The sequence below is a fragment of the Pseudomonas sp. genome, assembly GCF_002796985.1.
Taxonomy (GTDB): domain Bacteria; phylum Pseudomonadota; class Gammaproteobacteria; order Pseudomonadales; family Pseudomonadaceae; genus Pseudomonas.
Map to the genome: position 1 here is coordinate 241,539 of NZ_PEKX01000009.1, position 21,013 is coordinate 262,551.

The following is a 21,013-nucleotide window of genomic DNA, read 5'->3' on the forward strand; positions in this document are numbered from 1 at the left end:
AGCATTTACTGTCCGCCTCCTGCGTAGATTGAGATCGAAACGTCGGGTCACTCCGTAGGAGTGGACTCCGTCCGCGATGTGCAACAGGCCAGCTCCGAGCGGCCGGCTATCTATCGCGGACAGAGTTCGCTCCTACATCAGATCAAGGCTTGGCGGCGACGGAAGTCCCGGCGCTACGCTGCCAGAAGCTCTCCAGCTGCAAGTTCTTCAATCCCTGCTCGACGAACTTCGGTTCCAGCAGGTCATCGACTTTCACCTCGTTGCGGATCAGTTTCGCCTTCAGGCTGTAGGCGATGCCGTCGGTGTAGTGCTGGCGCAGGGCGTCGTCGTAGAGCGGGGAGAAGTGCGCCGGCCACGGTTCGCCGGAGACCTCGCGCTGCAGCACGCTCAGCGGCACGCCGGAGCGAGTCTGGGCTTGCTGGTACTCCGCCTGGTTGGCGTCCTGGGAAACCCACCACGCGGCTTTCAGGTAGGCGTCCACCACCAGTTGGGCGAGGTCGGGATGGTCCTTGACGAAGTCCCGCGCGCCCCAGACTTCGGCACGCATCTTCCAGTCCGCCGGCGCTTCCTTGCTCGACCAGATAATGCGGCCGACCTGCTTGTCTTCCAGCAGGAAGGCGTCACTGAGGGTGAAGAAGGCATCCACGCGATCAGCACTCAGCGCGGCAGCGCCGGCCTGCGGGTTGAGGTTGAAAATACGGAAGTCGCTGAACTGCAGGTGGTTGGCTTCCAGCAGCTTGGCGAATGACAGCTCCCACGGCCGACCACGGTGCAGGGCGATGCGCTTGCCCTTGAGGTCGGCGATGGATTTGGCCGTGGAGCCCGGCGGCACCACCAGGTAGACGTTGTTGCCGATGCCGCCGGGAACGATCAGTTGGGTCTGCACGCCGGAGGCGTTGGCGATGATCGACGGCAGGTCGCCGTAGAAGGCGAAGTCGATGCGTTTGTTGGCGAACTCCTCGTTGACGAAGGTGCCCACCGAGCCGGTAGCAGCGGGCACCCATTCCAGCTTGACGCCGCGCTGGGCCAGTTGCTGCTCCAGCCACTTGTCACGGTCGATGACGTAGGACGGGCCGTTGAAGGTGATTTGCCCGGCGTTGGCGTAGGCCACCGTGGCGATACGCAGGGTGGTCGGCTGCTCGGCGGCCAGGGCGTGGCCGGCGAGCAGCGCGGCGGCGGCCGGCAGCAGCCGGCGCAGCGCACGATGCAGAAGGTTCATGGGTTTTTGCCTCGCTCAGAAGTCGGTGGTGACCGAAACGCCGAAGGTGCGCGGGTCGCCGTACATGACGGCGGCGGTCTGGTAGCCGGTGGGCAGGGTGTGGTTGCGGTATTCCTTGTCGGTGAGGTTGTTCACGTAGGCGGTGATGCGCGTGGTGTCGCCCGGCAGTTCGTAGGTCACCCGCGCGTTGCCCAGGGTGTAGCCGCCGGTGCGCATGTTGGCGCCCTGGTCGTTGGTGAAGAAGTACTGGCGGCTGCGGGTGTTCCAGTCGGTGCCCAGCACCACCGCGCCGCCGACGTTCAGCGGGATGCGGTAGTCGGCGCCGATCACCGCCGAGACGCTGGGCGCGCGGACGAAGTGGTTGCCGGAGTAGTCGTCGTTGCCCGAGGTGTAGTCGGTGAACTCGGTGTGCAGCAGGCCCAGGCCGAGGTTGAGGTGCAGGTTCTGCACCGGAATGGCTTCCAGCTCGAACTCGGCGCCGTAGGCCTCGCCCTGGGCGCCATTGGCCAGGCGCGAGACGGTCTGGTTGTTCACCGCCGTCACGATGTTGAGCTGGATGTCCTCGTAGTCGTAGTAGAAGACGCTGGCGTTGGCGTTCAGGCGGCCGTCGAACCATTCCGACTTCAGGCCCAACTCGTAGGAGGTGAGGTATTCCGGGTCGACCTTGGCCACCGTGGCCTGGCTGGTGACCCCGGCGTTGTAGCCGCCGGAGCGGAAGCCACGGGCGTAGCGGAAGTAGGCGCGGGCGTTGTCGGAGATCCGGTACTCGGGCGTCAGGTCCCAGCTGTAGTCGCTCCAGGTGTTGCTCTCGTCCTGGGTGGCGTTGACGATCAGCGGCGAGTCGACGTTGCCCGGCTGCCACCAGTGCCCTTCGCCAAAGCTGGCCGCGCCCCGGTTGACCAGGCGCGCCAGGTCGATGTCCTTGGTTTCGCGGGTCCAGCGCAGGCCGGCGGTGACGCTGAAGTCGTCGGTGAAGTTGTAGGTGGTGCTGCCGAAGACGGCGTAGCTCTCGGTCTGCTGGTCGTAGCTGACGTTGTTGTAGTAGCTGGGGACGTAGACGTTGGGCAGCGCGGCGTTGGCGTTCTTCGACTGCAGGTCTTCGTTGAAGTAGTGGAAGCCCAGCACCCAGTTCAGCCGGTCGCTGCGCGGCGAGGCCAGGCGCAGTTCCTGCGACCACTGCTGGCTGTCGGCGTAGCTGTAGCTGCGCTGCAGTTCCAGCGGGGTGTTGTCGCTGTCGGTCCAGCCGTCGCGGGTGAAGTGCTCGAAGGCGGTGATGGAGGTCAGCTCCAGCTCGCCCAGTTGCCAGACCAGGTTGAGGTTGCTGCCGGCCTGGTCGATCTCGGCCTGGTACTTGGCGTTGAAGTTGGCCTTGCCCAGTTTCGGGTCAATGGAATAGCCGAACTGGTTGGTGCCGTTCGGGCGGGTGCCGTAGCTCACCGTGTTGTAGCTGGCGGTGTCGTGGTAGTGGCGGGCGTGGACGTTGAGGTTGGCGTCGAGGTTGTCGTTCACCCGCGCGGCCAGTTGCAGGCGCACCGCGTCATCTTCCAGCGCGCCCTGGTCGTTGCCGTCGTTGATGTTCTCGGTGTAGCCGTCGCGGCCCTGGTGGTGGAAGGACAGGCGCCCGGCCAGTTTGTCGTCGACCAGCGCGTCGCTCACTGCGCCTTCGACGATGCGGTTGGCGTAGTTGCCCATGTCGACCTTGAAGTAGCCCTCGGGGCTGAAGGTCGGCTTGCGCGAAATGAAGTTGATCGCGCCGCCCGTGGTGTTCTTGCCCCATAGCGTGCCCTGTGGGCCACGCAGCACTTCCACGCGCTCCTGGTCGAACAGCGGGAAGCCGGTGGCGCTGATGTTGGCGATGTACACGTCATCGACATAGATGCCGATCGGGCTGACGGTGTTGGCGCCCTGGTCGCCGGTGCCCAGGCCGCGAATCCACCAGCGCGGGCGGCCGTGCCCGTCGGTGGTGCCGGCGGAGGCGTTGGGGGTGTAGCGGGTGACTTCGCTGGCCGATTGCAGGGAGGCGTCGCGGATCTTCTCGCCACTCAGCACGGTGATCGGCGCCGGTACTTCCTGTACCGACTCCTCGCGCTTCTGCGCGGTGACCACCACCTTGCCGAGGGTGGGTGCGGCGCTGGTTTCTGCGTTGGTCTGCGTATCGCCATCTGCCGCTTGGGCGGCGAAGCTGGCGAGGCTCGCCAGGACGGCGAGGGAGAGGGTGTTGCGTTTGAACATGGTGTCCCCAGTGGGCGGCGAAAGGACGGCTGGCTCTGTGGTGCTCGGTCGTCGCCGCAAGGCATGAAGCGGTTATTGCGTTGCTCTTGTGCTGGCTCACGCGTTGGAAAGGCCGGAAGGCTTGCCGGGAACATCGCAACATCCGTACCGCTTTCTGAAGAAAGTCTAAGTGACTGATCCTAAAGGGTTTTTATTTGAAGCTGCACGGGAGGTGCTGCTGGGGCAGCAGTCCATGCTGGGTTGTCGCTGCCTGGGCAGCAGCAGGTCAGCAGGCTGCCGAGGCTTTCGTCGCAGGGCCGCTGGAACGCAATGTGCAACTGATAAGCTGGTCGCTTGAAAGCCCTGGAGTTGGCAATGAATACGCTCTTGCCGGAGCAGCCCCTGCAACGCTTCCCGCACAACCTGCGCGGCCGCGATTTCGTGGTGGGGGATGTGCACGGCCATTTCGAACTGCTGCAGCGTCTGCTCGATCAGGTCGGCTTCGATCCGGCCGCCGATCGCCTGTTCGCCGCCGGCGACCTGGTGGATCGCGGACCCTATTCCCCGCAGGTGCTCGACTGGCTGGCCAAGCCCTGGTTCGCCTCGGTACGGGGCAACCACGAGCAGTTGGTGATCGACGTGGTGCTGGCCGGCGATGACCGCGACCTGCATTTTCGCAATGGCGGCGCTTGGCTCTACAAGCTCACGCCGGTGACCCGCGAGCGCATCGCCCGGCGGTTGCAGCAGTTGCCGCTGGTGATCGAAGTCGAACTGGGGGAGGGCCGTCGCGTCGGCATCGTGCATGCCGAGGCACCGGTCTCACCGGCCTTCCCCGACTGGGACAGCGGCGTCGCCGCGCTAGCCGGCGAGCTGGGCGAAACCGCCCGGCGCAACGCCGTCGGCCTGGCGATGTGGGCGCGTACGCGGATCGAGAAGGAAGACGCCACGCCGATCAGCGGGCTGGAGCGCCTGTACGTCGGCCATACCGCGCAGAGTGCCGTGCGCCCGCTGGGCAATACCCACTACATCGATACGGGCAGCGGCTATGCCGACGGCTGCCTGAGCATCGTCGACCTGCACAGTGGCAAGGTCGACACGGCGACCGCGCGCTGAGCGGTCGCCACAGCGACTGTCACTCGCCGCGAATGTACTGCTCCAGTTGCTGGATCAGCGCGGCCTGTTCGGCAATGGCGGCCTTCACCAGGTCACCGATGGACAGCAGCCCGATCAGCTCGCCGTTCTCCACCACCGGCAAGTGGCGCAGGTGGCGCTCGGTCATGATGCCCATGCACTTGTCGACGTTCAGGTGGGTGTCCACGGTGATCACCGGCGCGGTCATCACTGCGCTGATCGGCGTGTCTTCCGAGTTGCGTCCCTTGAGCGCCAGGCGCCGGGCGTAATCGCGCTCGCTGAAGAAGCCGACCAACTGGTTGGCCTCCACCACCGGCAGGCCGCCGAGGTTCTTCTCCGCCATCAGGCGCAACGCGTCGATCACCAGCGCATCCGGGGCGATGGTGTAAACCTGCTGGTCCGCCTTGGCGTTCAACAGCTGAGCCACAGTCTTCATTCCTACCCCCTGTTCGTCGTTCACGGCGCGATGCCCGTGGTTCATAGAGAATCGTGGACGAAACGCGATCCGGCAAGGCCGGAAAGCGCCGTCCGCCGTTACCGGAGCGTCATCCTGCCCCAGTGCGACTTATACTGTGAGTCCCTTCCCCGTTTCCCCCCACGAAAGACCGGCCATGACTGACGAAGACCTCCACGAGCCCGAACACGACCACCTGCTGGACCTCGATGACGATCTCTACGGCCTGCTGGAGGAGGATGCGGCGTTCTTCGAGGACCCGCCCGGCGATCACGAAGAGGACGACGAGGACGCGGAGGAATACCAGCCGGGCCTGGATGATGAGTTCGACTGACCTTCGGACGATATCCGGGCGTCATGATTGGCTGGCAGAATGCTGGGCAGACAATAAAGAGAAAGCACCATGCGCAACGTCACGCTCGCCCTGGCCGTTTCCCTGCTCTGTGGATGTTCTTCGGACGTCCGCCGGGATGACCGCACCGCGCCCATCTCCCTCTACCGAGACACTCGCCATGTGATGGTGGTGAACTTCCAGCCCGACGCCACAGTGGCAGCCAACCCGCGCTGGGGTGCGCTGAAAGCCAGCTGGCGCCAGGCGCTGCGCGACGAAGCAGGCTCGGCGGACTACCAGCTCACCGAGCAGGACGGCGAACCGCGCGCTACCGATACCCTGTCGACCCTGGTGGTGATCGAAGTCGGCGCCGGGCATAACGCCAACGACCGGCCGGGCAGCGGCGACGGGGAGTGGATCACCTCTACCGTGCGCTACCACGACGGCCTGACCGGCCAACTGCTCGCCTCGCGTCGCTACGAAAGCGAGGCCGATGGCGATCTGTTCACCTCCCTGGGCTCGTCCGAGGTGGGTGCCGTGTCTGAACAGATCGTCGACGAGATCACCGGCGCCCTGCTGGTCGCCCGGCCGTCCCGCAGCCTGCCGACGCCGCTGCCGGCCACCACACCGGCACAGCCACCGGAAGCCGTTCCGCCGCCGGTCGCACCCACCGCAGTGGAAACCGTCGCCCATGTCTCCCAGCCTTTGAGTCAGGAGCAGCGGTTGATGGAATTGCAGCGGCGCAACTTGCCGTATGAGGAATATCGGGACGAATTCCGGCGGATCATGGGGCGCTGATTGTTTCTGGCGACGGCCCGTCAGTTCAGAGATCGAGCAGGTTGCTGTTCATCCGGTAGAGGACCGACATGAAGCTCAGCAGCTCCTGCTCGGGGATGTTGCGGGATACCTGCTGCCAGGCGGAATTGATGTCGCCGTTGATCTTGTCGTTGATCAGCTTGCCCTGCGGCGTCAGCGACAGGTAGATCTGCCGCAGATCCAGGCCGGTCTTCTTCTGGATGACGATCAGCCCGCTGCCTTCCAGGCGCGCCAGGGAACGCGTCAGGTTCTGGTGCGGCATTCCGAGCTTGTTCGCCAGGTCGTTCTTCGTTGAAAAGCTGTCTTCCCGCAAGTTGTCGAGAATGACGCGGTCAACAAAGGTAACGCCGGCTTCATTGATAATAGGCTCGAGGTATTTCTGCCAAAGTGCATGGTTGGTTCTCAATAACTCGGTGAGTTGCTTGAGTTCTCTTTCCGTCATGCAGGCTCTCGTTGTGCACTATTGGCTGATCATGGTTTCAACGCCGGTAATGAAGAGTGTCGCGCCGATGCAGGCCAGGACCAGGTAGGAGATCTGCTTGATTGCACTCATCGCCTGTTCGCCCAGCAACTTCGACACCGGGACGCTGAAGTGAAACAAGCTACCCAGCACTGCTGTGACGGTCAAGGCAGCCAGGCTGACCGAGATCGGGCTGGCGGTTTCGCTGGTGAGTTTGATCACCACCGAGATCGCCGCCGGCCCGGCGATCACCGGAATACACAGTGGGACGACCGCGATATTGCTGCCCGGGCTGGGCGCGCTCTTCGAATGATCATTGAGCCCCTGCAGGCAGGAGATCAGTAGCGATAACCCACCCGCGACCTGCAGGGAGGCCAGGGTAATACCCAGCAAGCGGAACAGCTCCATGCCGAACCAGATGCAAATCAGCAAGGTGATGGCCACGGCCAGCGTGGTCTTCTTGCCGATGCGGGTTATATCGTCGCTCGGCAAGCCCTGGGTATATGAGGTGAAGATGGAAAACATCGTCAGCGGATTGATGATGATGGCTATTCCACTCAGGCTCAGCAGATAGGCATGAAACATGGCGGGGGCTCGCTTTCGACTCGGGGACGGTTGCCGGTCAGGGCAACTGGTTCTTCATGATCTCGCCGTTCTTCATGACCAAAGGCACATGGCTTCCTTCCGCGTCGAACAGCGCGAGCTCCTGCAGCGGGTCACCATCCACCACGATCAGGTCGGCCAGGGCACCGGGCGCCACCACACCGAGCTGGCCCTTCATGTTGAGCAGTTCGGCATTCACTCCAGTGGCCGAATGCAGGACGTCGAAGGGGGTGTCGACCTGTGCCCGCAGCTTCAGCTCATCGGTCTGGCAGTTGTGGAACTCGCCGAGCAGGTCCGTGCCCAGGCCGATCTTCACGCCATAGCGGCGTGCCAGCCGTACGGCCTCCAGCGCCTGGGACTGCACATCCTTGAGCTTCAACAGCACCGAATCCGGAATGCCCGCGGTCGGGTTGCCGGCGTTCTGGATGAAGGCGTTGTAGATCGACAGCGTCGGGACCAGGAAGGCATCGTGCTCGTGCATGACCTGGGCGGCCTCCGCATTCAGCAGGTTGCCGTGCTCGATGGATCTGACGCCACTTCTGACGCAGCGGATAATCGCCGCCGGCGAGTACGCATGGGCCATGACGTAGCTGTTGTAGCGCTGCGCCTCGTCGACGATGACCGCCAACTCCGCTTCCGAGTACTGCAGGTTCTCGATCCGGTCGTTGGGCGAGGCGATACCGCCGCTCGCCATGACCTTGATCTGTGATGCGCCCATGCGGAACTGCTCTCGCACGGCTTTGCGCACGGCGCTCAGGCCATCGGCGATGACCGAGATCGTCGAGCCGGTATGCAGGCTGCAGGCGCAGGTAATCATCGGGCTGGACGGGTGGCGGAAATCGCCATGGCCTCCGGTCTGGCTCAGGGCGCGACAGCTCATGAACAGCCGGGGGCCGGGTACCACCTGGTCCTCGATCGCGCGCTTGATGCCCGCGTCGGCGCCACCGGCATCCCGCACCGAGGTAAAGCCGCGATTGAGCATGCTGCCGAGGAAGCTGAAGCTGCGGGCATACACGTAACCGGGGAGCTCGGTTTCCTGGTTCAGGTCCACCTGGCTGGCGGTGATGTGAACATGGGCATCGATCAGGCCGGGCATCAGGTATTTGCCCTTGAGGTCGATGGTGAGTGTGCCGGTGGGGGAGAGGGGCTGGGTGTGATCGATGGAAAGGATGTGCGGGCCGCAGACGAGCACGTCACCCTTGCGCAGCGTCGGATGCTGGCCGTCGAATATCTGGGCGTTCTTCAGAAGAATGTTCATGGCTACCTCTTCGTGAGTTCTCCAGTACAACGGCTGGAAAACCTACGCCCGAGAAAAATAGAACGCAATGCGTTCTAAGTGGCCATGAAATTGATCTCAAGGTGCCGGGATTCCCCGCTAAGTCATTGATTGGATGCGATGAGAAATGGGGGCGCGCGCTCGCCGGGGGGCGAGTCTCCGCTGGCATGTGTGACGTCACGCATATTTTTGCGGCGAGAAATTCGCTGGCGGGCAAGCATCCGGGCCGGCTAGAACCAGCCGCCGCTCGATAGCTCCTGTTCGCAGCTCTTGTACTGGGCGCCGTACACCGAGGCGCGGGTCTGAACCTTCTGCGACACCGTCTTCAGCCACGGCTTGGCGTCATAGCTGCGCTGGCGGTAGCCGCCCCAGCCCTCGTGGTAGTTCAGGTACTGGCCATAGGCGTCCCACTTGGAGACGCGGTTCACGCTGTAGCTCTTGTTCATGTACCAACCCATGAAATCCAGCGCATCGGCGAAGTCGTCTCGGTCGGCGCCCCAGCCTCCCGCTTCCTTCTTGTAGTCCGCCCACGTCTCGTCCTTGGCCTGGGCGTAGCCGTAGGCGGAACTGACCCGGCCCCAGGGGATGAAACCGAGGAAGTAATAACGCGGTGGCAAGGCATCGTGCTTGAAGGAGGACTCCTGGTACATCATTGCCATCGGCACCTGGACAGTCCCGCCCCAGCGCTTCTGCACTTTCAGCGCCGCTTCATGCCATTGCGGCTTTTCGCGAAAGATCTCGCAAAGGTTTTCGGGGTGCGCCGGAGGCTTGGTGGCGCACCCGGCAAGGGTCAGCAGCAGGGCGGGCAGCAGGAGCCGAAGCATGGGCGGTTTGTCCTTTTCTCGCGCGATAGCCGGAGGCTTATACAGCCTCTGGTGGCGAAGATGAATCACAGGGCTTCGAGGGTAAATCTGGCCCTGGGGCCGGCCGGCATACCGGGCAGGCGCCGCAGACGTTGCCGCCAGAAACAGGAAAGCCCGCTCAGGGCGGGCTTTTCAGGCGGTTTCGCAGAGTGCCTGGGGCAGTCTCGAAACAGTGTAGATGGCGCACCAGGCGGGATTCGAACCCACGACCCCTGCCTTCGGAGGGCAGTACTCTATCCAGCTGAGCTACTGGTGCGTATGCCGCGGCTGGCGCGGCAGGCGGCAATCATACGCATCTCCCGTGCAGGCGTCCAATGCAGGTACGCTCGTTCATGATATCGAACGAAAACGGCCACTTGTCGGTAGAAAATGGCCGAAAACGCCCTGCAAGCGGATGCCCTCGTGGGTTTTGTCGAACAAGCTATTGCCCTTTGCAGTCGGGGGCCCTAGGATTCGTTTGAGATTTCAAACGCCTCCCCACCACAACAACAGGAGACCGGAGCATTGGCATCACACCAGCCGGCCATCAGCCTGCGGGATGACAGTCTTCCGTTGCACCCACCGCATGTCCCTTGTGACAGGTCTCCGTGCGGCTTCCGTCGATCAGCGTACCGGAAGGTTGTAGGGCAGTCGTACTCCTGGGCCCAGCCTGGGAATCTGTGCGTGAACGAGTTCAACCAGACCGGGCAATGACCCCGGCCTGCGTTTTTTCGTGTCCGCATGCCGAGCGAACTAAGAGCCGTTCGCCGGGCGTCGCCTCCAAGCTGAGGCGGCATTCGCCTCCTGCGTCGATACTGGTCGGCCGGGGCGAATGAACGGCAGAGACTACGGTCTCTCCCATCCAGACAACAAGGCCGGCGGGGACTCGAGGTGGACCCGCCGTCCACAGGCTTTCCTCGAAAGGAGACAGGTCATGCAACTCAATGATGCCAAGCTGTTCCGCCAACAGGCTTACATTGACGGTTCCTGGGTCGACGCCGACAACGGCAAGACCATCAACGTGAACAACCCGGCTACCAACGAGATCATCGGCACCGTGCCGAAGATGGGCGCCGACGAGACTCGTCGTGCCATCGAAGCCGCCGACAAGGCCCTGCCGGCCTGGCGTGCGCTGACCGCGAAAGAGCGCGCCAACAAGCTGCGCAAGTGGTTCGACCTGATGATCGCGAACCAGGACGACCTGGCCCGCCTGATGACCATCGAGCAGGGCAAGCCGCTGGCCGAAGCCAAGGGCGAAATCGCCTACGCTGCCTCCTTCCTCGAGTGGTTCGGCGAAGAAGCCAAGCGCATCTACGGCGACACCATTCCGGGTCACCAGCCCGACAAGCGCATCATCGTGATCAAGCAGCCGATCGGCGTGACCGCGGCCATTACCCCGTGGAACTTCCCGTCCGCGATGATCACCCGTAAAGCCGGCCCGGCCCTGGCCGCTGGCTGCACCATGGTGCTCAAGCCCGCCTCGCAGACCCCGTACTCCGCCCTGGCCCTGGCCGAGCTGGCCGAGCGCGCCGGTATTCCGAAGGGCGTGTTCAGCGTCGTCACCGGTAGTGCCGGCGAAGTCGGCGGTGAGCTGACCAGCAACCCGATCGTGCGCAAGCTGACCTTCACTGGCTCCACCGAGATCGGTCGCCAGCTGATGGCCGAGTGCGCCAAGGACATCAAGAAAGTGTCCCTGGAACTGGGTGGCAACGCCCCGTTCATCGTGTTCGACGATGCCGACCTGGATGCCGCCGTCGAAGGTGCGCTGATCTCCAAGTACCGCAACAACGGCCAGACCTGCGTCTGCGCCAACCGCCTGTACGTGCAGGACGGTGTGTACGACGCCTTCGTCGAGAAGCTGAAGGCCGCCGTGGCCAAGCTGAACATCGGCAACGGCCTGGAGCAGGGCATCACCACCGGCCCGCTGATCGATTCCAAGGCCGTGGCCAAGGTCGAAGAGCACATTGCCGACGCCGTTTCCAAAGGCGCCAAGGTGCTCACCGGCGGCAAGCCGCACGCCCTGGGTGGCACCTTCTTCGAGCCGACCATCCTGGTCGACGTACCGAAGAGCGCCCTGGTGTCCAAGGACGAGACCTTCGGCCCGCTGGCGCCGGTGTTCCGCTTCAAGGACGAGGCCGAAGTCATCGCCATGTCCAACGACACCGAGTTCGGCCTGGCTTCCTACTTCTACGCTCGCGACCTGGCCCGTGTGTTCCGCGTCGCCGAGCAGCTGGAATACGGCATGGTGGGCATCAACACCGGCCTGATCTCCAACGAAGTGGCGCCGTTCGGCGGCATCAAGGCTTCGGGCCTGGGCCGCGAAGGCTCGAAGTACGGTATCGAGGACTACCTCGAGATCAAGTACCTCTGCCTCGGCGGTATCTGAGCTGATTTTTCCGTGGGCGCGAGGGTGGCAGGCAAGAGCTGACAGCCACCTTCGCGTCGGCGTTTTCCGGTGGTAGCACCGGACAACCCGTCCGGCGGGCCGCAAGTGCCACGACAGTCGATCATCGTATGCTGTCGTGAGTGGCTTCTCCCCGCTTTCATCCTTTGATCCGGTCGCCCGATGAGCGGCCACTGAGGAAGTTATGAGCAAAACCAACGAATCCCTGCTGCAACGTCGTCAGGCCGCCGTACCGCGCGGCGTAGGCCAGATCCACCCGGTCGTCGCCGAGCGCGCCGAGAACTCCACCGTGTGGGACGTCGAAGGTCGTGAGTACATCGACTTCGCTGGCGGCATCGCCGTACTGAACACCGGCCACCTGCACCCGAAAGTGGTTGCCGCCGTTCAGGAGCAACTGACCAAGCTGACCCACACCTGCTTCCAGGTGCTGGCGTACGAGCCCTACATCGAGCTGGCCGAAGAAATCGCCAAGCGCGTTCCGGGCAACTTCCCGAAGAAGACTCTGCTGGTCACCTCCGGCTCCGAAGCTGTTGAGAACGCCGTCAAGATCGCCCGTGCCGCCACCGGCCGCGCTGGCGTGATCGCCTTCACCGGCGCCTACCACGGCCGTACCATGATGACCCTGGGCCTGACCGGCAAGGTCGTTCCGTACTCCGCTGGCATGGGCCTGATGCCGGGCGGCATCTTCCGCGCCCTGGCTCCGTGCGAACTGCACGGCGTGAGCGAAGACGAGTCGATCGCCAGCATCGAGCGCATCTTCAAGAACGACGCTCAGCCGCGTGACATCGCTGCCATCATCATCGAGCCGGTTCAGGGCGAGGGTGGCTTCTACGTCAACTCCAAGGCCTTCATGCAGCGCCTGCGCGCCCTGTGCGACGAGCACGGCATCCTGCTGATCGCTGACGAAGTACAGACCGGCGCTGGCCGTACCGGCACCTTCTTTGCCACCGAACAACTGGGCATCGTTCCGGACCTGACCACCTTCGCCAAATCCGTTGGCGGTGGTTTCCCGATCTCCGGTGTTTCCGGCAAAGCCGAAATCATGGACGCCATCGCTCCCGGCGGCCTGGGCGGCACCTACGCCGGTAGCCCGATCGCTTGCGCTGCGGCTCTGGCCGTGCTGAAAGTGTTCGACGAAGAGAAGCTGCTGGAGCGTTCGCAAGCCGTTGGCGAGAGCCTGAAAGCGGGTCTGCGCGACATCCAGGCCAAGCACAAGGTCATCGGCGACGTTCGTGGCCTGGGTTCGATGATTGCCATCGAGCTGTTCGAAGGCGGCGATCACAACAAGCCGGCCGCTGAACTGGTCAGCAAGATCGTGGTTCGTGCCCGTGAGAAAGGTCTGATCCTGCTCTCCTGCGGTACCTACTACAACGTGATCCGCTTCCTGATGCCCGTCACCATCCCTGACGCGCAGCTGGAGAAAGGCCTGGCCATCCTGGCCGAGTGCTTCGACGAACTGGCCTGAGCCTTACCGCTCTAACCGTTCAAGACAAGGCCCGCGCAAGCGGGCCTTTCTTTTGGGGCGGTGCTGAGCGGACTGGAAATAAAAAACGCCGCGTCCCTGGGGGAGCGGCGTTTTTACGTTTCGGGGCTCTCCGCTTAACGAGAAGCCAGCAGTTCCTTGCCGCGTACTACGGCGGCGCGGACCTGGTTCGGCGCGGTGCCGCCGATGTGGTCGCGGGCGTTCACCGAGCCTTCCAGGGTCAGCACGGCGAACACGTCGTCGTCGATCTGGTCGCTGAACTGGCGCAGTTCGGTGAGGCTCATCTCAGCCAGGTCCTTGCCGCTGTCCACGCCGTACTTCACGGCGTGGCCGACGATCTCGTGGCAATCACGGAACGGCAGGCCACGGCGCACCAGGTAGTCGGCCAGGTCGGTGGCGGTGGAGAAGCCGCGGCGGGCCGCTTCGCGCATGATCTCGCGCTTGGGCTTGATCGCCGGAACCATGTCGGCGAAGGCGCGCAGGCTGTCGCGCAGGGTGTCGGCGGCGTCGAACAGCGGTTCCTTGTCTTCCTGGTTGTCCTTGTTGTACGCCAGTGGTTGGCCCTTCATCAGGGTCAGCAGACCGGCGAGGTGGCCGAACACGCGGCCGGACTTGCCACGCACCAGCTCCGGTACGTCCGGGTTCTTCTTCTGCGGCATGATCGAGGAGCCGGTGCAGAAGCGGTCGGGCAGGTCGATGAACTGGAACTGGGCGCTGGTCCAGAGCACCAGCTCTTCGGAGTAGCGCGACAGGTGCATCATCGCGATCGAGGCGGCGGCGCAGAATTCGATGGCGAAGTCGCGGTCGGACACTCCGTCCAGCGAGTTGCCGGAGATCGCTTCGAATCCCAGCAGTTCGCAGGTGATGGACCGGTCGATTGGGTAGGTGGTGCCCGCCAGCGCGGCGCTGCCCAGGGGCATGCGGTTGGCGCGCTTGCGGCAGTCCACCAGGCGCTCGTAGTCGCGGCTGAGCATTTCGAACCAGGCCAGCAGGTGGTGGCCGAAGGTCACCGGCTGTGCGGTCTGCAGGTGGGTGAAGCCGGGCATGATGGTATCCGCTTCGGCTTCCGCCAGGCCCAGCAGGCCCTGTTGCAGGCGGGTGATCTCGGCGAGGATCAGGTCGATCTCGTCGCGCAGCCACAGGCGGATGTCGGTGGCCACCTGGTCGTTGCGCGAACGGCCGGTGTGCAGCTTCTTGCCGGTGATGCCGATGCGGTCGGTCAGGCGTGCCTCGATGTTCATGTGCACGTCTTCCAGGTCGACGCGCCAGTCGAAGCTGCCGGCCTCGATTTCGCTCTGGATCTGCTTCAGGCCATCGATGATGGTGTCGCGCTCGGCGTCGGTCAGCACGCCGACCTTGGCCAGCATGGTCGCGTGGGCCATGGAGCCCATGATGTCGTGGCGATAGAGGCGTTTGTCGAAGTCGACGGAAGCGGTGAAGCGGGCGACAAAGGCATCGACGGGCTCGCTGAAGCGGCCGCCCCAGGACTGGTTGGTCTTCTCTACGCTCATGGATCTCTCTCGCTGAAACGGGCAGGCGCGGCGCGCGGCCTGCAGGAAGGTCAAAGTGCGACGATAATAGCAGGCCGGAGCACAAAACCGGCGGCGCTTTGGCGGGTTGGGGCGGGGGAGTGGCGGTGAATCGTCGCGGGGCCCGTGGCCGATCTTTGCGCTGCCCGACAATTCCAGGTTATTGGTCGCACGCGGCGCTTGCCGCCGTGCAGGCGCTTACGGAAACTGCGTCGATGCCCACACAGACAAAGACCGGCGCCAGGCCGGCGCCCAACGAAGACTTCTTCATCCCGGAACTCTGCCAGCCCGAAGCGCTGTTCAGCCTGGTGCTGCTCGCCGAGCTGCTGGTGCTCGTGCTGGTGCTCGCCGAGCCGATGACGCCCAGCTTCAACTGGGTGCGCCTGGCCCTGTCCTCGCTGTTCGTACAGTGGATCGTGCTGCTCTCGGCCGGCCTGCTGTGCCAGCTGCGCCCGCTGATGGCGCGCTGGCCGGCGTGGTTCTCCGGGCTGCTCAGCTGCGCGCTGGTGGTCTTGCTGACACTGGGTTGCACGGTGGTGGCCGATTACTTTTCCCTGGGCGGGCCGATATCGCGCACTGGCGAGGTCAATCTCTACCTGCGGCATGCATTGATTGCGCTCATCATGTCCACGCTGTTGCTACGCTACTTTTATCTGCAGAGCCAATGGCGGCGTCAGGAACAGGCCGAACTGCGGGCGCGGATCGAATCGTTGCAGGCGCGTATCCGTCCGCATTTCCTGTTCAACAGCCTGAACAGCATCGCCAGCCTGATCGAGATCGATCCGGCGAAGGCCGAGCTGGCGGTGTTGAATCTTTCGGATCTTTTCCGCGCCAGCCTGGCCAAACCTGGAACATTAATTTCCTGGGGAGAGGAACTTGAGCTGGCCAGACGCTATCTTTCCATTGAGCAGTTCCGTCTTGGCGACCGGTTGCAGATGGACTGGCAGGTGAGCGGCGTGCCCGATGGCGTGCCGATTCCCCAGCTGACGCTGCAACCGTTGCTGGAGAACGCATTGATTTATGGCATCCAGCCGCGCATTGAAGGCGGTCTGGTGAAAGTTGAGGCGGACTACCGTGACGGTGTGTTCCAGCTCTGTGTGAGCAGCCCGTACGACGAATCGACCGAGACCCTGCCCACGAAGGGGACCAAGCAAGCCCTGCAAAATATTGCAGCGCGACTTGCGGCACTTTTCGGGCCAAAAGCTAGTCTCAGCGTCGAGCGCCGTGACGGACGGCACTTCACCTGTCTACGCTATCCATGTGCGCGTCTCATGCAGGAAGCCTGAGCTTATGAATGTCCTGATCGTCGATGACGAACCCCTGGCGCGAGAGCGCCTGGCCCGGCTGGTGGGGCAACTGGACGGCTATCGCGTCCTCGAGCCCTCCGCCAGCAACGGCGAAGAAGCGCTAACGCTGATCGACAGCCTGAAGCCGGATATCGTCCTGCTGGATATCCGCATGCCCGGCCTGGACGGGCTTCAGGTGGCCGCCAAGCTGTGCGAGCGCGAAGCCCCGCCGGCGGTGATCTTCTGCACCGCTCATGATGAATTCGCCCTGGAGGCGTTCCAGGTCAGTGCGGTCGGCTACCTGGTCAAGCCGGTCCGCAGCGAGGACCTGGCCGACGCCCTGAAGAAAGCCTCGCGGCCCAACCGCGTGCAACTGGCGGCGCTGACCAAGCCCCCGGCGGCCGGCGGCCCCGGCCCGCGCAGCCATATCAGCGCGCGAACCCGCAAAGGTATCGAGCTGATTCCGCTGGAAGACGTGATCTTCTTCATTGCCGACCACAAGTACGTGACCCTGCGCCACGCGGGCGGTGAAGTGCTGCTGGACGAACCGCTGAAGGCGCTGGAAGACGAATTCGGCGACCGCTTCGTGCGTATCCACCGCAACGCGCTGGTTTCGCGCGAGCGCATCGAGCGCCTGCAGCGCACCCCGCTGGGGCACTTCCAGCTGTACCTGAAAGGACTCAACGGCGATGCGCTGACCGTCAGCCGCCGCCATGTCGCCGGCGTCAGGCGGCTCATGCATAACCTGTAGCGACACAGTGCCGCAGCGCCCGAAGCCTGGGGGGCGGCCCCCGGGCTTTTCGTTTGCGTGAGCTGTTATCATGCGGGCACTTTCTTGCACGCTTTCTTTGCCTGGAAATGCCCATGTCTCGCGAAATCCGTATCGCCACGCGCCAGAGCGCCCTGGCACTCTGGCAGGCCGAATACGTCAAGGCCCGCCTGGAACAGGCTCATCCCGGCCTGATCGTGACCCTCCTGCCGATGACCAGCCGTGGTGACAAGCTGCTGGACGCGCCGCTGGCGAAAATCGGCGGCAAGGGCCTGTTCGTCAAGGAGCTGGAAACCGCCCTGCTGGAGAACGAAGCGGACATCGCCGTGCACTCCATGAAGGACGTGCCGATGGACTTCCCCGAAGGCCTGGGCCTGTACTGCATCTGCGAGCGTGAAGACCCGCGCGACGCCTTCGTCTCCAACACCTACGCCAGCCTCGACGACCTGCCTGCCGGCAGCGTGGTCGGCACCTCCAGCCTGCGCCGCCAGGCCCAACTGCTGGCCGGCCGCCCGGACCTGCAGATCCGCTTCCTGCGCGGCAACGTCAACACCCGCCTGGCCAAGCTTGATGCCGGCGAGTACGACGCCATCATCCTCGCCGCCGCCGGCCTCATCCGCCTCGGCTTCGAAGACCGCATTCGCTCCTCCATCAGCGTCGAAGCCAGCCTGCCGGCCGGTGGTCAGGGCGCGGTGGGCATCGAATGCCGTACCGCCGATGCGGAAATCCACACACTGCTGCAGCCGCTGCATCACCGCGAGACCGCTTTGCGCGTCACCGCCGAGCGCGCGCTGAACAAGCGCCTGAATGGCGGCTGCCAGGTGCCCATTGCCTGCTACGCCATTCTCGAAGGCGACCAACTGTGGCTGCGTGGCCTGGTTGGTCAGCCTGACGGCACCCAGCTGCTGCGCGCCGAAGCGCGCGCCCCGTTGGCCGACGCCGAAACCCTTGGCGTGAAGGTCGCCGACGATCTGCTGAGCCAGGGCGCCGAGGAAATCCTCAGCGCGGTCTACGGCGAGGCCGGCCACCCGTGAGCCGCTGGCGGCTGCTGCTGACCCGTCCCGAAGAGGATTGTGCGGCGCTCGCCGCCACCCTCGCCGAGCACGGCATCCACGGCGACTGCCTGCCCTTGCTGGCGATCACGCCGCGCGAAGAGACACCCGTCGAGCGCAGCCTGATTCTTGACCTGGACCGCTACTGCGCGGTTATCGTGGTCAGCAAGCCGGCGGCGCGCCTGGGTCTGGAGCGGCTCGACCGCTACTGGCCGCAACCGCCGCTGACCCAGCGCTGGTTCACCGTCGGCGCCGCCACGGCGACTATCCTCGAAGACTACGGTCTGGATGTGGTCTGCCCGCAGGAAGGCGACGACAGTGAAGCCCTGCTGGCCCTGCCGGAGTTCGAGCAGGCTTTGCAGGTACATGATCCAAAGGTGCTGATCATGCGCGGCGAGAGTGGCCGAGAATTTCTCGCCGAGCGCCTGCGCGGCCAAGGCGTGGCGGTGGACTATCTGGAACTCTACCGGCGCGAAATGCCGAGCTACCCCCGGGGCGAATTGCTGCGGCGAATCCAGGGGGAGCGTTTGAACGCCATCGCGGTCAGTAGCGGGCAGGGGCTTGAGCACCTGCGGCGGCTGGCGGCGGAGGATTGGCCGCAGGTTCGAGCGATGCCGTTATTCGTGCCCAGCCCGCGAGTGGCCGAGCAGGCGCGAGAGATGGGTGCGCTGCAAGTAATCGATTGCCGGGGCGCCAGCCCAGCGGCGTTAATGGAAGCGTTGAGAAGCGCCGACTAGAACAATTTCTGAGCGAAGGATGGATCTGTGAGCGAAGCCGTCACTCCCCAAGAGACTTCACCGACATCGTCCAGCCCGGCCGCCGCGCCGGCCCCGCGCAAGAGCGGTACGGGCATCGCCCTGCTGGCCTTGCTGGTCGGCGCCGCCGGCCTCGCCGCAGGTGGCTGGGGCGTCTGGCAGGTCCAGCAGCTCAAGGGCGCCGAGCAGCAGCGCGCCGCGCAACTGGAAGATGCCCGCGCCCAGGCGCAGGGCGTGCAGAATGCCAACGCCGAGCTGAACAAGCGCCTGGATACCCTGCCCAATGCCGATGAGCTTGAAGCGCGCCGTCGCCTGGTGGTGGAGCTGCAGAGCGACCAGCAGCAACTGACCAAGCAGGTCAAGCAGGTATTGGGGCAGGGGCGCCAGCAGTGGCGCTTGGCCGAATCCGAACACCTGTTGCGCCTGGCAGCGCTGCGGCTCTCGGCGCTACAGGATATCGACAGCGCCACCGAGCTGGTTCAGGGCGCGGACGACATTCTTCGCGTGAACAATGATCCGGGCGCCTTTGCAGCGCGCGCGCAGTTGGCCAAGAGCCTCGAAGCGCTGCGCGCGCTGCCGCGCCCCGACCGCACCGGGCTGTTCCTGCAACTGGGCGCGCTGCGCGACCAGGCTGCCCAGCTGCAACCGCTGAGCCCGGCGTTCAATCCCTCCGAAATCGGCACCGGCCCGAACACCGCCTGGAGCGACGGCAACGACCGTTGGAGCGAGTGGTGGGATCGCGTCTCGCAATACGTTCGCATCGATTTCAACGCCGGGCAGGACATCCGCCCGCTGCTCTCCGGCCAGCAACTGGATCGCGTGCGCCTCGCCCTGAGCCTCGCCCTGGAGCAGGCGCAGTGGGCCGCGCTGAACGGCAAACAGGACGTCTACGAGCAGGCGCTGAAGCAGGCCAGGCAGATCGTCGCCGACTTCTTCAACGCCGACCTGGCTGACAGCCGTGCGCTGGTCGCGCGTCTGGATGAACTGAGCGGCCAGGCCGTCACCGTGCAGACGCCGGACCTCGGCCCGGCCCTCAGCTCGCTGCAGGCCTACCTGTCGCGCCGCGAAAGCGCGGTGCAGCAGCAGGAGGCGGTGGCGCCGGACGCGGGGGCCCAGCCATGAGCCGCGTCTATGTCCTGATCCTCGCCGTGGTCCTGGCGGCCACTCTGATCGGGCTGGCCATCGCCGAACAGTCCGGCTACGTGCTGATCGCCTACAAGAGCTTCCGCTACGAATCCAGCCTGTGGACCTTCCTCGCGCTGCTGGTGGTGTTCTGGGTGATCTACCTCGTCGTGCGCCTGGTGCTGCGCCTGCTGGGTGTCTCCGGCCGCGTGGTGAACCCCTGGTCGCGCTTCAACCGTCACCGTCGTTCGCAACTGGCCGAGGAACATGGCCAGCGCGATCTCGCTGAAGGTCACTGGGCGCAAGCGCTGCGTCACCTGCGTCGCGCCGCCGAGCTGAGCGAACGTCCGTTGCCGCATTACCTGGGCGCCGCCCGCGCGGCTAACGAACTGGGCAAGATCGAGGAGAGCGACGAACTGCTGGACCGCGCCCAGGAGCGTGAGCCCAATGCTGAACTGGCTGTGGGTCTGACACGCGCGCAACTGCTGATCAACCGTGGCGACTTCACCCGCGCCCGCGTGGTGTTGGACAAGCTGCACCAGGATCATCCGCGCCATCCGACCGTGCTGCGTCTGCTCCAGCAGCTCTACGTCAGCCTCCACGAATGGCAGGCGCTGTGCGTGCTGCTGCCCGAGCTGCGCAAGGAGCGCGTGCTGCAGAACGCCGAACTGGCGGATCTGGAGCGCCGCACCTGGATGGCTGCGCTGGGCGAGGCGGGCGAACAGGGCATTGGCCAGGGTGAAAGCAGTCTGCAGCCGCTGACCCAGCGCTGGCAGAACGTGCCCACGAACCTGCGCGCACAGCCACCGCTGGTGGCCGCCTACGCCGAGCAACTGCTGCGCCTGGGGGCTCCGGAAGAGGCCGAGGACGTGCTGCGCAAGGCCCTCAAGGAGAGCTACGACAGCCGTCTGGTGAATCTCTACGGCCGCGCCCGTGGTCGCGATGGCGCGCATCAGCTGAAGACCGCCGAAGGCTGGCTGAAGCAGCATGGCGACGACGCCGAGCTGCTGCTGACCCTGGGCCGCCTGTGCCTGCAGAACAAGCTGTGGGGCAAGGCGCGCGAATACCTGGAAGCCAGCCTGGCCCGCCAGCGCAGCGCGGAAACCTGCGCCGAACTGGCGCGCCTGCTGGCGCAACTGGGTGAAGTGGAGCGCAGCAACCAGCTATTCCAGGAAGGGCTGGGGCTGCTCGCTCCACCGGCTTCGTTGCCGGTGGCAGTGCGGGCCTGATCCCGTCGCAGTCTGTGAAAACGGCGCCTGAGGGCGCCGTT

19 protein-coding genes and 1 tRNA gene are annotated in these 21,013 nt (G+C 64.6%); 11 read left to right on the forward strand and 9 right to left on the reverse strand.

Translation table 11 applies throughout. The features are described from left to right. Window positions 1-142: 142 nt before the first annotated feature. Together CTR55_RS15490 and CTR55_RS15495 are read right to left on the reverse strand one after the other, a co-directional pair. Complete coding sequence (locus CTR55_RS15490; protein WP_296287471.1) at window positions 143-1,219, reverse strand: ABC transporter substrate-binding protein; 1,077 nt, start codon at window positions 1,217-1,219, stop codon at window positions 143-145. Between the two features lie 15 nt (window positions 1,220-1,234). Continuing rightward, complete coding sequence (locus tag CTR55_RS15495) at window positions 1,235-3,451, reverse strand: TonB-dependent receptor (RefSeq protein ID WP_296287473.1); 2,217 nt, start codon at window positions 3,449-3,451, stop codon at window positions 1,235-1,237. A 354-nt stretch (window positions 3,452-3,805) separates the two neighbouring features. On the opposite strand from CTR55_RS15495, the gene CTR55_RS15500 reads away from it, so the two are divergent. Further along, the gene (locus tag CTR55_RS15500; protein WP_296287474.1) at window positions 3,806-4,543 is read left to right on the forward strand and encodes a metallophosphoesterase; all 738 of its coding nucleotides are present in this window, start codon (window positions 3,806-3,808) and stop codon (window positions 4,541-4,543) included. A 19-nt stretch (window positions 4,544-4,562) separates the two neighbouring features. Here the strand turns inward: CTR55_RS15500 and CTR55_RS15505 are convergent, their stop codons facing one another. Then, on the reverse strand, window positions 4,563-4,997 hold the full coding sequence (locus CTR55_RS15505) for a CBS domain-containing protein (protein ID WP_296287475.1): 435 nt from the start codon (window positions 4,995-4,997) through the stop codon (window positions 4,563-4,565). 175 nt (window positions 4,998-5,172) lie between these two features. Between CTR55_RS15505 and CTR55_RS15510 the strand changes: the two genes are divergently transcribed. Next, entirely contained in the window at window positions 5,173-5,349 is a 177-nt protein-coding gene (locus CTR55_RS15510; RefSeq protein WP_296287476.1) for a hypothetical protein, read from the forward strand. Between the two features lie 69 nt (window positions 5,350-5,418). After that, complete coding sequence (locus CTR55_RS15515) at window positions 5,419-6,144, forward strand: hypothetical protein (RefSeq protein WP_296287478.1); 726 nt, start codon at window positions 5,419-5,421, stop codon at window positions 6,142-6,144. A gap of 25 nt (window positions 6,145-6,169) precedes the next feature. Here CTR55_RS15515 and CTR55_RS15520 read toward each other — a convergent pair whose 3' ends face one another. From CTR55_RS15520 to CTR55_RS15540, 5 genes are all read right to left on the reverse strand, one after another. Continuing rightward, entirely contained in the window at window positions 6,170-6,604 is a 435-nt protein-coding gene (locus CTR55_RS15520) for a winged helix-turn-helix transcriptional regulator (protein ID WP_296287479.1), read from the reverse strand. Between the two features lie 18 nt (window positions 6,605-6,622). Beyond that, window positions 6,623-7,207: a MarC family protein gene (locus CTR55_RS15525; protein ID WP_296287480.1), complete on the reverse strand. Its 585-nt coding sequence runs from the start codon at window positions 7,205-7,207 to the stop codon at window positions 6,623-6,625. Window positions 7,208-7,244: 37 nt separating this feature from the next. After that, window positions 7,245-8,483 carry an amidohydrolase family protein gene (locus CTR55_RS15530; protein ID WP_296287481.1) on the reverse strand — a complete coding sequence of 413 codons (1,239 nt, stop codon included), beginning with the start codon at window positions 8,481-8,483 and terminating at the stop codon, window positions 7,245-7,247. A 248-nt stretch (window positions 8,484-8,731) separates the two neighbouring features. Next, entirely contained in the window at window positions 8,732-9,325 is a 594-nt protein-coding gene (locus tag CTR55_RS15535; protein ID WP_296287482.1) for a hypothetical protein, read from the reverse strand. Window positions 9,326-9,543: 218 nt separating this feature from the next. Beyond that, a tRNA-Arg gene (locus CTR55_RS15540) sits at window positions 9,544-9,620 on the reverse strand. A 657-nt stretch (window positions 9,621-10,277) separates the two neighbouring features. On the opposite strand from CTR55_RS15540, the gene gabD reads away from it, so the two are divergent. Together gabD and gabT are read left to right on the forward strand one after the other, a co-directional pair. Next, a complete protein-coding gene (gene gabD, locus CTR55_RS15545) occupies window positions 10,278-11,729 on the forward strand; it encodes an NADP-dependent succinate-semialdehyde dehydrogenase (protein WP_296287483.1) in 1,452 nt (483 codons plus the stop codon). A 202-nt stretch (window positions 11,730-11,931) separates the two neighbouring features. Continuing rightward, window positions 11,932-13,212, forward strand: a complete 1,281-nt coding sequence (gene gabT / locus CTR55_RS15550) for a 4-aminobutyrate--2-oxoglutarate transaminase (protein ID WP_045213232.1) — start codon at window positions 11,932-11,934, stop codon at window positions 13,210-13,212. Between the two features lie 134 nt (window positions 13,213-13,346). Here gabT and argH read toward each other — a convergent pair whose 3' ends face one another. Beyond that, on the reverse strand, window positions 13,347-14,741 hold the full coding sequence (argH, locus tag CTR55_RS15555; RefSeq protein ID WP_296287484.1) for an argininosuccinate lyase: 1,395 nt from the start codon (window positions 14,739-14,741) through the stop codon (window positions 13,347-13,349). Window positions 14,742-14,974: 233 nt separating this feature from the next. Between argH and CTR55_RS15560 the strand changes: the two genes are divergently transcribed. The 6 genes from CTR55_RS15560 (at window position 14,975) to CTR55_RS15585 (ending at window position 20,972) form a co-directional block, all read left to right on the forward strand. Beyond that, a complete protein-coding gene (locus CTR55_RS15560) occupies window positions 14,975-16,045 on the forward strand; it encodes a sensor histidine kinase (protein ID WP_296287485.1) in 1,071 nt (356 codons plus the stop codon). A 4-nt stretch (window positions 16,046-16,049) separates the two neighbouring features. Continuing rightward, the gene (algR, locus tag CTR55_RS15565) at window positions 16,050-16,796 is read left to right on the forward strand and encodes an alginate biosynthesis regulator AlgR (protein WP_017521347.1); all 747 of its coding nucleotides are present in this window, start codon (window positions 16,050-16,052) and stop codon (window positions 16,794-16,796) included. 113 nt (window positions 16,797-16,909) lie between these two features. Next, window positions 16,910-17,848, forward strand: a complete 939-nt coding sequence (hemC, locus tag CTR55_RS15570) for a hydroxymethylbilane synthase (RefSeq protein WP_296287487.1) — start codon at window positions 16,910-16,912, stop codon at window positions 17,846-17,848. After that, window positions 17,845-18,603: a uroporphyrinogen-III synthase gene (locus CTR55_RS15575; RefSeq protein WP_296287489.1), complete on the forward strand. Its 759-nt coding sequence runs from the start codon at window positions 17,845-17,847 to the stop codon at window positions 18,601-18,603. Before hemC ends, CTR55_RS15575 begins: the two co-directional genes overlap by 4 nt. Window positions 18,604-18,630: 27 nt before the next feature. Continuing rightward, window positions 18,631-19,743, forward strand: coding sequence for a uroporphyrinogen-III C-methyltransferase (locus CTR55_RS15580; protein WP_296287491.1), 1,113 nt, complete (start codon window positions 18,631-18,633; stop codon window positions 19,741-19,743). Next, complete coding sequence (locus tag CTR55_RS15585; RefSeq protein WP_296287492.1) at window positions 19,740-20,972, forward strand: heme biosynthesis HemY N-terminal domain-containing protein; 1,233 nt, start codon at window positions 19,740-19,742, stop codon at window positions 20,970-20,972. The genes CTR55_RS15580 and CTR55_RS15585 overlap by 4 nt, the downstream gene beginning before the upstream one ends. The last annotated feature ends 41 nt before the right edge of the window (window positions 20,973-21,013 follow it).

What these genes read in the sequence shown, in the direction of transcription:
- CTR55_RS15490 (WP_296287471.1), bottom strand. Translation starts at nt 1,219, where the DNA reads ATGAACCTTCTGCATCGTGCGCTGCGCCGGCTGCTGCCGGCCGCCGCC.
- CTR55_RS15495 (WP_296287473.1), bottom strand. Translation starts at nt 3,451, where the DNA reads ATGTTCAAACGCAACACCCTCTCCCTCGCCGTCCTGGCGAGCCTCGCC.
- CTR55_RS15500 (WP_296287474.1), top strand. Translation starts at nt 3,806, where the DNA reads ATGAATACGCTCTTGCCGGAGCAGCCCCTGCAACGCTTCCCGCACAAC.
- CTR55_RS15505 (WP_296287475.1), bottom strand. Translation starts at nt 4,997, where the DNA reads ATGAAGACTGTGGCTCAGCTGTTGAACGCCAAGGCGGACCAGCAGGTT.
- CTR55_RS15510 (WP_296287476.1), top strand. Translation starts at nt 5,173, where the DNA reads ATGACTGACGAAGACCTCCACGAGCCCGAACACGACCACCTGCTGGAC.
- CTR55_RS15515 (WP_296287478.1), top strand. Translation starts at nt 5,419, where the DNA reads ATGCGCAACGTCACGCTCGCCCTGGCCGTTTCCCTGCTCTGTGGATGT.
- CTR55_RS15520 (WP_296287479.1), bottom strand. Translation starts at nt 6,604, where the DNA reads ATGACGGAAAGAGAACTCAAGCAACTCACCGAGTTATTGAGAACCAAC.
- CTR55_RS15525 (WP_296287480.1), bottom strand. Translation starts at nt 7,207, where the DNA reads ATGTTTCATGCCTATCTGCTGAGCCTGAGTGGAATAGCCATCATCATC.
- CTR55_RS15530 (WP_296287481.1), bottom strand. Translation starts at nt 8,483, where the DNA reads ATGAACATTCTTCTGAAGAACGCCCAGATATTCGACGGCCAGCATCCG.
- CTR55_RS15535 (WP_296287482.1), bottom strand. Translation starts at nt 9,325, where the DNA reads ATGCTTCGGCTCCTGCTGCCCGCCCTGCTGCTGACCCTTGCCGGGTGC.
- gabD (WP_296287483.1), top strand. Translation starts at nt 10,278, where the DNA reads ATGCAACTCAATGATGCCAAGCTGTTCCGCCAACAGGCTTACATTGAC.
- gabT (WP_045213232.1), top strand. Translation starts at nt 11,932, where the DNA reads ATGAGCAAAACCAACGAATCCCTGCTGCAACGTCGTCAGGCCGCCGTA.
- argH (WP_296287484.1), bottom strand. Translation starts at nt 14,741, where the DNA reads ATGAGCGTAGAGAAGACCAACCAGTCCTGGGGCGGCCGCTTCAGCGAG.
- CTR55_RS15560 (WP_296287485.1), top strand. Translation starts at nt 14,975, where the DNA reads ATGCCCACACAGACAAAGACCGGCGCCAGGCCGGCGCCCAACGAAGAC.
- algR (WP_017521347.1), top strand. Translation starts at nt 16,050, where the DNA reads ATGAATGTCCTGATCGTCGATGACGAACCCCTGGCGCGAGAGCGCCTG.
- hemC (WP_296287487.1), top strand. Translation starts at nt 16,910, where the DNA reads ATGTCTCGCGAAATCCGTATCGCCACGCGCCAGAGCGCCCTGGCACTC.
- CTR55_RS15585 (WP_296287492.1), top strand. Translation starts at nt 19,740, where the DNA reads ATGAGCCGCGTCTATGTCCTGATCCTCGCCGTGGTCCTGGCGGCCACT.